The 12,133-nt window shown below is 68.5% G+C and carries 6 protein-coding genes; 2 read left to right on the top strand and 4 right to left on the bottom strand.

The annotated features are described in order from the left end of the window. The first annotated feature begins 511 nt into the window (after positions 1 to 511). Together HNR20_RS26180 and HNR20_RS26175 are read left to right on the top strand one after the other, a co-directional pair. A complete protein-coding gene (locus HNR20_RS26180; protein ID WP_221311062.1) occupies positions 512 to 937 on the top strand; it encodes a hypothetical protein in 426 nt (141 codons plus the stop codon). A gap of 1,660 nt (positions 938 to 2,597) precedes the next feature. Then, positions 2,598 to 3,641 (top strand): NAD(P)-dependent alcohol dehydrogenase, encoded by a 1,044-nt coding sequence (locus tag HNR20_RS26175; RefSeq protein WP_184189034.1) that lies wholly within the window; start codon positions 2,598 to 2,600, stop codon positions 3,639 to 3,641. A gap of 172 nt (positions 3,642 to 3,813) precedes the next feature. Here the strand turns inward: HNR20_RS26175 and HNR20_RS26170 are convergent, their stop codons facing one another. The 4 genes from HNR20_RS26170 to HNR20_RS26155 form a co-directional block, all read right to left on the bottom strand. Continuing rightward, positions 3,814 to 5,364: a carboxylesterase/lipase family protein gene (locus HNR20_RS26170; protein ID WP_260322435.1), complete on the bottom strand. Its 1,551-nt coding sequence runs from the start codon at positions 5,362 to 5,364 to the stop codon at positions 3,814 to 3,816. 116 nt (positions 5,365 to 5,480) lie between these two features. Continuing rightward, on the bottom strand, positions 5,481 to 8,627 hold the full coding sequence (locus HNR20_RS26165; protein ID WP_184184980.1) for an alpha-L-rhamnosidase: 3,147 nt from the start codon (positions 8,625 to 8,627) through the stop codon (positions 5,481 to 5,483). Positions 8,628 to 8,728: 101 nt separating this feature from the next. Further along, positions 8,729 to 10,912 carry a glycoside hydrolase family 3 C-terminal domain-containing protein gene (locus HNR20_RS26160; RefSeq protein ID WP_184184978.1) on the bottom strand — a complete coding sequence of 728 codons (2,184 nt, stop codon included), beginning with the start codon at positions 10,910 to 10,912 and terminating at the stop codon, positions 8,729 to 8,731. Then, positions 10,909 to 12,114 (bottom strand): glycoside hydrolase family 1 protein, encoded by a 1,206-nt coding sequence (locus HNR20_RS26155; protein ID WP_229687312.1) that lies wholly within the window; start codon positions 12,112 to 12,114, stop codon positions 10,909 to 10,911. The genes HNR20_RS26160 and HNR20_RS26155 overlap by 4 nt, the downstream gene beginning before the upstream one ends. Between the last annotated feature and the right edge of the window lie 19 nt (positions 12,115 to 12,133).

The raw sequence follows: 12,133 nt of genomic DNA, 5'->3' as shown, positions 1-12,133 counted from the left end.
ACCGGGCGGCTCAGGGAACCACCGCCCGGAATGTGGGCGCCGGCCCCGCCCAGGCCTGCCGTGCCACCAAGGCCACCGCCCCCGGTACCCAGGCCGGTCGTGCTGGGCAGACCCCCGCCGGCACCGGACCCGGAGTTCACCCCGGTGAGGGTTCCCGTACCCCCACCTGCGCTGGCCAAGCCGCTGCTGTACTCGCCGACCATCGCGCCGCCACCGAGGTCGCTGCCGCCGCCCGAGGCCCGGGCTGTCGCTCTCATTGCGGCTCGTTCCGGAAGTCGGCTGGCGGTGGACAGCAGCTACAGAAAGTGACGAATCCGCTCAAGGCGCCGGGCACAGGTGGCGGCATGTGCGGGATAACAGCTGGCGAGGCTGGCAGCTCGTGAGCCATGGTTGCGCGGTGATCACAGTCCAGCGGGTGCGGGTGCGGTGGAGCGCAGCGGCACGCGGTGCTCAGCACGCCAACCTCCGCCGTGGCCTGAACCGGCCGGTGCCACTTCCTGCCTCACTACCGATGTGCGACGTGGCCGTCCACGAGGTGCTTTATGACGAGGCGGCCGGCCACGTGCGCCACGACGAGGTGCTCAGTGGAGGCATAGAGCGAGCCCGCGACGTGGGCTTGTGGCTCACCATTGAGGGCTCCACGACGATTGTTGATCGGCTACCCGGCCGTGCGGCATATCCACGCGACCGTGGCACGACCCGCCTGTTCACACTCTCGCCGGGGCAGGTGGGCCGCTACCGGGCCAACTTCCGGTTCACGTTCACTCAGTGCGCCTGCAACCCCAGCTGGTTCTACGAGGATTGGATAGTGCACGTCGGCAACGGCCCAGTAGAGCCCGACGGGTTCATCCATCGCGAGCCGGACCATGATGCCGACAACCGCGTGCATCTTTACGGCGGATCGGTGAGGCCGACCGCGGGCAGCCCTCACCGGTAGCACCGGTTGGAGCGCGGCGACAGCGGAGCGCGTGCCCAGCTCGTGCCTACTGCCGGTCTGGTCGGCGGCGTCAGAACCAAGTCCATGGGCGGGCGAGTCGCCACAGCCACCCAGGCCAGCGCGCACGTTGAGGGTGCAAGAAGAGCTCGATGTCCTCCAAGGCGTCGGTGGCAGTACCCCTAACATGAGGTCGGACAGGCCGTTCACGCTAGGCGGCGAGGACGCGCCCCTCGTCGAGCCGACGGTAGACCCTTGCCAGGTGTCCAAGGCAGGTGGCGGCGAGCGCCTGCACCTGGTGGTCATTGTGATTCAGCAGAGCCAGGTAGAGATCCTGCGACTCTTTCCAATTGCGTGACGACTCGGTATCACGACGTGCGTGACACTCCGCGTCCTGTCGTCGGTCGCCGTCTCGGCGGTCGGTCACGGCCGGCCATCGGGATCAGGGCGTTGCAGTGATCGCCCGGCTGGAAGCATGGGCGGATGAGGTCGAGGCTACGCAAGCTACACATCGACGGCCGGGAGTTCACCTGGAAGGCCGCCATCCGATCCGCATCTGGCCCGGACGGTCGTCTGCACCGCTGCATAAGGCTCCGCGTATGGGGTTCAGGAAAAAACGGTCGCGTCCTACAAGCCGACTTGACCGAGCTGCCCTCCTCAGCACCCACCGCTGCCTCTGGCTATGCGTACGTCGAGACCGACGTGCACGGCAGTGGGGAAACGTATCCGTTCCCGACAGCTGCGGACGTACGCGTTCTTGTCTGTTACGGGCTGAGCGCTGGCTGGACACCGCAGGCGTCGGGTGGGACCTTCCAAGTCACCCCGGCGGCTGAACTTGAGCTGCCGGGATTCGCCATCACCGATCTTCTGTGGGCCGTCGACCAGCACCGCTAGTGCTGGGCGCAGACCGACGGTGTCAGGTGCCCGTAAACCCGCTTGGCCTGGCCGGCTGCCGTCGGCCGCGTGGGCTCGTCGGCCGCGGCATGCACGCTCATCAGCGTGTACGGACGTCACCTGCTTCTGCGGCGCGATCCACTCGTGCTGACGCCATCGAACTCGCCGAAGAGGTCACTCGGCAAGAAACCCTGGCCAGACGGATGCTAGTGGGATTTGAATCTCAGCTTTCGGGATCCATACCGACAGCAGCACGGACGGCCCAGAGCGGTACGTCGATGGGGCCGATTCCTCTTCAATGGGCGCCTGAGGGTTCCGCGACGACAGTCGGCACCGGCCAGGGGCGGCGGTCATCCGCGACGGCCCGGTGCCGTTGTAGATGGGCGTCAGGTGGACGTCACCGGTGAACGCCGCGGGCCGGTGTCTTGACCGTTGGCCGGGGCGACTGCAGTTTCATGGCGGTTTCCCCTGCTGTGGGAAGAAGCCTGATGCGCAGACCGACGATCGCATCCAGCACGTGCTGCAGGCATACCCAGAAAAGGGATGTTCTGGTATCACAACCTAGAGCAGGGCTCTTATCACCAGTCTCACTGCCCGCCAGTTGGTGGTGCCAGCAAGGTGGTCGCAGCAGAGAAGTAGCCTGATCGGTCGGAGCGACACCCGGCGCTGCTGAGGGGTACCAGCAGTACGCGCCTTGTCAGAGACTCCCAGCGCTGCCACGGCTGTGGTGAGGTGCAGGTAGGTCAGCATCACGTCACCGGAGGACATCATCTTCACCGTCAACGCCATCGCCGCGCCTTCTGCCACCGAACCGCTCGTGCGTACCACGATCGAACGGCGGGACCTGGGCCCTCGCGATGTTCTCATCGAAATCCGCTACGCCGGCATCTGCCACTCTGACATCCACACGGTGCGTGGCGACTGGGGCAGCGTTCCCTACCCGCTCACCGTTGGCCACGAAATCGTCGGCCGGATCACCGAAGTCGGCGCCGACGTCACCCGCCACGCGGTCGGCGACCGTGCTGGTGTTGGCTGCATGGTCAACTCGTGTCGCGAGTGCGAGAACTGCCGCACTGGAAACGAGCAGTACTGCTTCAAGGGCAACACCCAGACGTACGCGAGCATCGACCGAGACGGCACCGTGACCCAGGGCGGGTACTCGACCCACGTCGTCGTGGACGAGGACTTCGTGCTGCGGGTGCCGGAAAGCATCCCGTACGAGGCGGCCGCGCCGATGCTGTGCGCGGGCATCACCACGTACTCTCCGTTGGCGCACTGGAACGCCGGTCCCGGCAAGAAGGTCGCCGTGGTGGGCCTGGGTGGTCTGGGCCACATGGCTGTCAAGATCGCCGCGGCGATGGGCGCCGAGGTGACGGTGCTGTCACAGACGCTGGGCAAGAAGGACGACGGCCTGCGCTTCGGAGCCGAGCACTACTACGCCACCAAGGACCCGGCGACGTTCGAGGCGCTCAAGAACAGCTTCGACCTGATCATCAACACGGTCAGCGCACCGATCGACATGGCCAGCTACCTCGGTCTGCTGCGTCTGGACGGCACGCTTGTCAGCGTGGGTGCCCCGGCGGAGCCCCTGCCGGTGCCCGTCTTCGCGTTGTTCGGCAACCGACGGTCGTTCGCCGGCTCCAGCATCGGCAGCATCGCCGAGACCCAGGAGATGCTCGACTTCTGCGCCGAGCGCGGCATCGCCCCCGAGGTCGAAGTCATCGACGCCGAGGCAGTCAACGACGCGTACGAGCGGGTGCTCGCCTCGGACGTGCGGTACCGGTTCGTCATCGATATCGACACCCTGCGCTGATCCTCTCCGGGGTGCCAGGGTCCGCCGAACGGCGGCCCTGGGCCGGGGGGACCGGTAGCCGGCGGATCCACCTGTCGTCACCTCTCTGACGTGGCGGTTCAGGCGACCGCCGATAAGTGCTCCCTAGCGAGATGTCCCGCCAGGAAGCACCGATCGGTCGATACCTCGCTGTTCAGGCCCGGCGCTGCCAGAAGAGCCGCTCCTTCTTGTCAGGGTCGTAGGCGATCCCGCAGTCAGTGTCGATCCACATGGTGGCCCGGTCCTTCGGCGTGTAGGCGGGCCATCTCGGCACGCCCCTCGCCGTGGGGTGGCCGTAGTGGGCGAAGCCGGCCCACAAAGCGCTCATGTGCCGGGCGGTCGCCCGCTTGCCCGGTAACTGGTCCAAGCCGACGTTGGCGAACTTCATCGGGATGTCCGAGGCGTGCGGCGAGCCGAGCGGGAAGTCGGTGCCCGGCACCACGGTCGGATCCTGGTACGCGAGCTGGTACATGAACACCGGTGCGGCGTGCTGCGCCGCCTTAGCCTCGGCGATCTTGATCGCGTCGCGCCAGATCGGTGATGTGGTGATCGCGAAGTAGAGCTGGGCCGGTGTCGCTTTCGGGCGCGACCGACGGAAAGTCGCGATGATCCGGTCGAGTTCGGCGCCCTGGTAGGTGCCGCTGAGCCGGCTGCGCAGGCCGGCCTCGTCGAGGCGGAAGACGTCGGGCGGCCCGAAGAGGCTGAAGAACACCGTCTCGTCGCGGCAGGTGCCGACCATCAGCGGCTTACCGGCCGACCACGACGGGGCGCCGTCGGCGAAGGGGTGCCGCGGGATGACACCTCCGTCGACGAAGGCCCCGAACCCGGGTAGCGGAGCGGGGTCACCCCAGGGTGCGACACCGTTCGCGGCCTCGGACACCTGGATCTCGAGCAGGCGCGCGGCCGGGATGTCGGAGAGCTTCGGGATGTCGTTCTTGGTCAGCCCCAGCAGGTGAAGCGTGCGCTCGGCACGTACGGTGGCGCCGTCGCGGGTGGGAAAGCGCAGCGGGGCGACGCTTTCGATCGAGGCCTTGTGGAACAGCCGTGCTGCCTCCGGCATGGTGTGGACGGCGGCGGTCTTGGCACCGCCGCCGCTCTCGCCCCAAACCATGATGTTGTCCGGGTCCCCGCCAAAGTTGTCGATGTTCTCGCTGGTCCAGCGCAGCGCCGCGAGGATGTCCAGCATCCCCTGGTTCGCGGCGTAGTCGCCGTCGGCGAGATCGCCCAGGAACAAATAGCCCAGCAGGCCGAGCCGGTGGTTGGACTCGACCACCACCACGTCGTAGAGCTGCGCGAGACGGGTGCCGTCCTGGCCCGTGGCCGAGCCCGAGCCGATCATGTAGCCGCCGCCGTGGTTGTAGAACATCACCGGCCGCCGCTTGCGGTCGGCGGCGGGGGTCCAGATGTTGAGGTAAAGGCAGTCCTCGGACGGTGCGGGCATGCGGCCGTTCCCCGTCGGGCCCATCTCACCGCCCACGACCTGGAACGCCGGGTTGGGGAAACTGACGGCGTCGCGAACGCCGGACCATCGTGCGGGCGGCTTCGGGGACTTGAATCTCAGCTTGCCGAGCGGCGGCTGGGCGTAGGGCACGCCGAGGAACTTGACGATGCCGTCTTCGCGTTTCCCACGCACCTTGCCGTATCGGGTTGCCGCCTCGTCGGTTCTCCCGTGCCCGGCGGCGTGTACCGGCAACGGCAGACTCATCGCGGCGACCGCGGACAGCGAACCGCCGAGCACTGTTCTGCGGGTCATTCTCGAACTCATCAGGCCTCCCGGTTCGGCGCCGCCCGGCGCATCAGAGCCCCGGGCGGCGCATGGCATCAGGAACCGGTGCGCACCGTAAAGGAGTGCGACCCGGACGGGACGGTATAGACGACGTACGTACCTTCGGAGCGCTGGAACAGCGCACGGTTCGATGCCGCGACGAGACGCTTGTCCGCCGCCGGCACCCACACCTCGGCCTGAGTGTTGGCGGGGACGGTGACCGACAGTGAGAAGCGGCTGTCCGTCTTGGTCCAGGACGATCGGGCCCAGCCGGCCGGGGTCTGATAGGACCCGCTCGCCTTCGTCAGGTCGCCCACGGGTTTCGGCTTGAAGACCAGTCGGTCGTACGCTGTCGAGCCCGCGGCCGCCTGAATGCCGGCGATGCCGGCGTGGAACCACTCCTCGATCTGGGCCAGGATCATGTGGTTCTTGGAGTCGCCGCGGTTCCAGCGCTCGCCCATGGTGGTCATGCCGCCCGGGTTGGCCGGGGTCGACTGCATGAAGTAGCCGTAGCTGGGCTGGTCGTCCTGTTGCAGCGCCTCCCACAGCACGTCGTCGCGGTCGCCGTTCATCAGGGCCCGCACGATCGGACCCATGCCGATGGTGCCGCCGCTGAAGTGCGGGCCGGTACCGTTCGGGTGGAAGGCGTAGATGAGCTCGACCAGCGCGTCGAGGACCCTGCCCCGGCTGCTGTCCGGCACCAGACCCGCATCGAGGGCCAGGGCCTGCGCGGTCTGGGTGGCGCCTTCGGTGCCGGCGTTGCCGGCGGCGGTGTAGCGGCCGAGCGACTCGTTGAAGAATGCCCGGTTGAATGCCGCCTTGATTTCGTCGGCGAGCGCCGCGTAGCGGGTGGCATCGGCGGCGTGGCCGGTCAGCGTGGCGATCTGGGCCATCGACTGGATCGTCAGGTAGTAGCCCCAGGTGCCGGTGATGCGGCCGGAGGTTGTCTCAGCGCCGACCCAGTCGGCCAGGGCCGCGTCGACGTAGTACCCGTCCACCACCTTCTGCCGCTGGATGTAGTCGACGAAGCGCACGAGCCGGTCGTAGGACGCGCTCATGGTGGCGGTGTCGCCGTAGAGCTGGTGCAGGATCGACGGGACGAGCACGATCGCGTTGCCCCAGTTGATCTCGTCGCCGAAGCGTCCGCTGTAACCCCAGTCGTAGACCGGGGTCTTCAACGCGACGTTGCCCACCATCGGAGTGTCGGCCAGGGACTGACCCTCCACGAGGTGCCGCATGGTCGTGCGCATGAAGGCGTTGAGCTGGAAGTCGCGGTGGATCGCACCCATCGGCATCGTGTAGTCCGCCGGGTAGGACAGCTTTTCGCGACCGGGACAGTCGGTGAACACGCTCATGATGTTCGCGGCGAACGAGTACCGCGACATCGTATGGATCCGGTTGACTCGGGCGTTCGACGACGAGAAGGTGCCGGCGACCGGGGTGTCGGCCTGCAGGCGTACGCCGGTGATCAGGTCCTTGGTGGGGGTGAAACCCTCAGGCAGGCCGGTGACCTGGACCCACTGCATGCCGAAGTAGTTGAAGTTCGGGTGCCACGTCTCGGAGCGGCCGCCGGCGGTGGTGTAGGTGTTGAACAGGTCGACGCCGCGGGATCCGCCGCCGCCCATCAGCGACGCCTGGTTGACCGTGCCGTCGGGATTGAGCGACTCGGCCGGCGCCACCTTCACCGTCGTACCGGCTGGGAGGCGGTCGAGCTTGAGGCGGGGCCAGCCGACGATGTTCTGCCCGAAGTCGAACACCCACGTGCCGGGCGTCGGGTTGGTGACCGAAACCGGCTTGAACTCCTCCTGCACCGTGATCGGCTCGGCGGTGCGGGCGACCAGCTTCGTGGCCAGGTTCGGCGGCGGCGCGATCCCGGCCGCGATCCAGCCGGTCGCCGCGCCGTCGCGGCGGGATGCGGACGGGCCGAGGTTGGCGCCCGGGGTGTTCCAGCCGGGCTGCTCGCGGCGGGCGTCGTAGTCGGAGCCGGAATACCAGGCGTCGGTGACCAGCGGGCCCAGGGTCGTACGCCAGGACCGGTCGGTCACGATCGTCTCGCGGCTGCCGTCGCGGTAACGGATCTCCAGGCGGCCGATGAACCGCGGGGTGACGGCCGCCCCGGCGGAGGCGTCGCTGGCGGCGATGCTGTTACCCGAGCCGGTGACCTTCGCCCCAGCGGTGTGCGCCACGGTGAGCGCCGGCGTGAAGGTGATGCTGGTGGTCCCGATCGCGGTGATGGTGCGCGACTCGAGTCGGTCGCCCCCTCCCCCGGTGTCGACGTTGACGGTGCCGCCGACGTGATAACCGGTGACGTCGTTGACCTCGACGACGGTGCTTCCGGCCGAGGCGTCGGCGGCCAGTGTGCCGCTGCCTTTGAGCTGGCTCTGCCACCAGGAGTACGGAGAGGTGCGCCCGACGGCCGGGTTGGTGACGCTGCGGCGCACGTAGGCCGGGCCGTTGCCGAGCTCGACCCCGATCGCGTTGGCGCCCGATCGCAGCGTGGACGTCAGGTCATAGGTGCGGTACTCGCTGGACAGCTGATAGTTGGAGTTGCCCGGGGCGAGGACCTCGTCGGTGATCTCCCGGCCGTTGACGGTGGCGTGGTGCAGGCCGACACCGGAGAGGTAGAGGCGGGCGTCGGCGACCTTCTTGTGCTTCGGCACCGCGAACTGGCGGGCGAAGATCGGCATCGGCTGGTTCTCGGCCCGGTCGGGGTAGTCGATCCAGCGCGCCGCGCCCCAGTCGGTTGGGTTGAGCAGACCGGTGCTCCACGTGGAGGGGGCGGACCAGGCTGACTGCTTTCGGTGGGCGTCCCAGACCCGTACGCGCCAGGCGACGGTATCGCGGGAGCGTAGGTCCCGACCGAAGCGCACCTGCTGGCTGTCGCCGGAGACCTTGCCGGTACGCCACACCAGGCGCCCGGTGTGCAGGTCAGCGACGGTGGCGGCAGCCTGCACCTCATACGCGGTCTGCCGATCGGCGGCGCAGACACGCTGCTTGCAGTTGCCGGTCTCGTCCATCTGCCACGCGAGGGTGGGACGGATGTTGTCGAGGCCGAGCGGCGAGTCGTAGCGGCCGTCGACACTGAGTTGCACGACGCGGACGTCGCCTGCGGATCCGGAGTGGGCGTTGGCCGGCACGGCGGCTCCGAGGGTGAGCAGTAGCGCTGTCGTCAGGAGAATCGCGGATCTTCTGATCGGGGGCATCAGATTCCTTCTCTGTCGTTGGTGACAAACAGTCCGGGTTGGGGGGCCGGGATGCGACGTCGAGCAGCGAGCTGTTCGATTACGGGTTCACGGGGACCTCCTTACGACGGCAGGATCGCGGTCGCCTTGTCGAGGGCTGGCCGGTCGATGCCGAGGCCGGGGAAGACGGTGAGGACACGCAGGGGGAAGTCGCCGAGGACGGTCAGGGTCTCGTCGTCGCCGAGGATGCCGTTGGGTGTGCCGTCCGGTCCGGTGCCGACCGCTTCGCGTAGCGCGGCGGAACCGTCGGGGTCGGCGAGCCACTCGCGCAGGGTTGCGTCGGCGTTGAGTGCGGGCCTGGTCGGTGGCGCCGGAACGTCGAGGGTGGCAGTGGCGCGTAGATCCCGCGACGAGGCGCCCACGCTGATCTCGATCGTGCCGCCCTCGAGAACCCAGCGCCGATGGGCGGGAGACCAGTACGACAGATCTCGCTCGTCGAGCACGAAGGTCACGATGGTTGCTTCGCCGGGTGCGAGGTCGACCTTGGCGAACGCCTTGAGCTCGCGTTCCGGGCGGGCTACCCGGCTGCTCGGGGCGGCAATGTAGAGCTGAACGACCTCCTTGCCGCGGCGGTCGCCGGTGTTGATGACCGTGACGGTCGCGATACCGGGCTCGACGACGAGATCCCGGTACTCGAAGGTTGTGTAGGACAGGCCGTGCCCGAATGGGTAGGCGACCTCCCGGCCGACCGCGTCATAGCCGCGGTAGCCGACGAAGACGCCCTCGCCGTAGCGGACGTGGCCCTGCTCGCCGGGGAAGTTCAGGTAGGACGGGACGTCCTGTAGGCGCAGCGGCAGGGTCTCGGCGAGACGTCCGCTCGGATTCGAGGCTCCAAGCAGTAGATCGGCGACGGCGCCGCCGGCGGCCTGACCGGAGAGCCAGGTCTCCAGGATCGCGGGGACGTGCTTGTCCCACGGGGTCATCCGGACGGCCGAGCCGTTGGACAGGACCACGACGAGCCGGGGGTTGGCCTCGGCGAGCTGTTCCACGAGCGCTGTCTGGGCGGCCGGAAGGTCGAGGTGCTCGCGATCGGCACCCTCGGACTCGTCGCCGGCGGCCAGCCCGAGGAAGAGCAGCACGGTGCTGGCGCGGCGGGCCAGAGCCACGGCCTCGGCCGGGTCGTCGCCCGCGGCGAACTCCACCCGCAGCCCGGCCGCGCGCAGCTCGTCGAGGGGGATGTCGACACAGGTTGGATTGACTTGCGAGCTGCCGGCCCCCTGGAAGCGCGGGTTACGGGCGAACTCGCCGATCACGGCGACGGTGTCGTCTTCGGACGGTTGAAGCGGTAGCAGATCGCCGTTGTTCTTCAGCAGCACCGCGCAGCCGGCGGCCACCTCGCGCGCCAGTGCGTGGTGTTCTGCCACGAAGTCGAACTCGGCGGGCTGCACGTCCTTCGGCGCCCGCTCGATCAGACGCAGCACGCGTTCGACGGCGCGGTCCAGGACGGCCTCGTCGAGGGAGCCGTCGCGGACCGCGGCCACCAGCGCGGTGTCGCTGACGCCGAGGTTCGGGGGCATCTCGAGGTCGAGGCCAGCGGCCAGCGCCGCGACCCGGTCGTGTACGGCACCCCAGTCGGAGACGACGACACCGTCGAAACCCCACTCGTCGCGCAGCACGTCGGTGAGCAGCCACCGGTTCTGCGAGGCATGCACGCCGTTGACCCGGTTGTAGGCGCACATCACCATCCACGGCCGAGCGCGGGTGACGATGCGTTCGAAATGCGGCAGGTAGATCTCGCGCAGCGTGCGCTCATCGACATCGGCGCTGACCCGCAGACGATCGGTCTCCTGGTTGTTCGCGGCGAAGTGCTTGACGCACGCCCCGACCCCCTGGCTCTGGACCCCTTCGACATACGCCTCGCCGAGCACCCCGGTCAGCAACGGGTCCTCGGCGAAGTACTCGAAGTTGCGGCCGCACAGTGGGGACCGCTTGATGTTCACGCCCGGCCCGAGTACCACAGAGACTCCCTGGGCGCGCGCCTCCGCCCCGATCGCCTCCCCCACCCGGCGTACGAGATCGGGGTCCCAGGAGGAGCCGAGCGCGGACGCGGTCGGAAAGCAGGTGGCGGGCAGGCTGCCGGAGATGCTGGCCTGGTTACCATCCGGCTGGCGGCGCAGGCCGTGCGGGCCGTCGGCCACCATGACCTCGGGGAGGCCGAGGCGCGGAATCGGCGCGGTGTGCCAGAAGGTCGAGCCGAGGCAGAGGGCAACCTTCTCTTCGAGGGTCAGCTGTGACAGCAGGGTCATCGAAGTAACTCCAGGTCGAGCCCGCTGGTGCTGGCGACGCGGGCGAAGGCATGGGCGCTGGGCTTGGGGTGGCGGGTGAAGCCGTTGTCCCGGTCGACGGCGATCAGCCCGAACTTGGGCCGGTAGCCTTCGCTCCACTCGAAGTTGTCGAAGGCCGACCAGTGCAGGTAGCCGCGCACATCGACGCCTTCGGCCAGGGCTTGCGCGACTGCGGCGAGGTGGCTGTGCAGGTAGGCGACGCGTTCGGAGTCGTCGGTGGTGGCGATGCCGTTCTCGGTCACGTACAGCGGCAGGCCGGTGCGGGCGGCTCGGTGCAACATCTGGCGCAGACCATCGGGGTGCACGGCCCAGCCCATCTGCGTCGTCGGCGTGCCCTCGGGTGGCACGCCGAACCAGGTGGGTGAGGACGGGTCGACCCACTGCTTGCGGTAGTACTGCACGCCGAGCCAGTCGCCGCGGTCCGGTCCGGTGAGCCCGTCGAGATAGCGGTCGACGATCTCGTGCTGCATCAGCTCGTGGAGCGTGTGGCAGGCCTCGTCGTCGCGGGCCGGGGCGAGCAGCGGCAACTGCAGCGCCAGGCCGGTGAGGCTGTCGGCCTCCTTGCGGACGGCCCGCACGCAGTCGAAGTGGGCGCCGAGCAGCGCTCCGCCGACCCGTCTCCAGAGGACGGGGTTGGCGATGCCAGGTGGGTGGTAGCCCTCAAGGTAGCCGTGCAGGGCAACCATCTGCGGTTCGTTGATGGTGCAGACGTACGGCATCAGTTCGCCCAACTCGGCGGCGATGCGGGCACTGTAGCGGGCGAACGTCGCGGCGGCGTCCGGGGCGAGCCAGCCGCCGCGGGCCGCGAACCAGCGCGGCAACGTGAAGTGGTGCAGCGTGACGAAGGCGGTCAGACCTTCGTCGCGCAGGGCGGTGAGGACCCGCCGGTAGTGGGCGATGGCGGCCTGGCTGAACTCACCGGGCGCCGGTTCGATGCGCGACCATTCCAGCGAAAGGCGGTGGGCATTGTGGTCGAGCGAGGACAGCAGGGCGAAGTCCTCGAAGTAGCGGTGGAAGTGATCGATGCCATCGCCGGAGGACTCGACGGCCGCACTGGCCGGGTCGTGCTCGAAGTCCCACCAGTCGTTGTTGGTGTTGCCGCCTTCGACCTGGTGGGCTGCGGTGGCGCTGCCCCAGAGGAAGTCATCCGGGAAGTCGGTCACTGGTGTCCTTTCGAAAGGG

The sequence above is a fragment of the Micromonospora parathelypteridis genome (assembly GCF_014201145.1).
Lineage (GTDB): Bacteria > Actinomycetota > Actinomycetes > Mycobacteriales > Micromonosporaceae > Micromonospora > Micromonospora parathelypteridis.
Note: the sequence above shows the minus strand (reverse complement) of the source record. Positions and strands in the feature narration are given on the sequence as shown.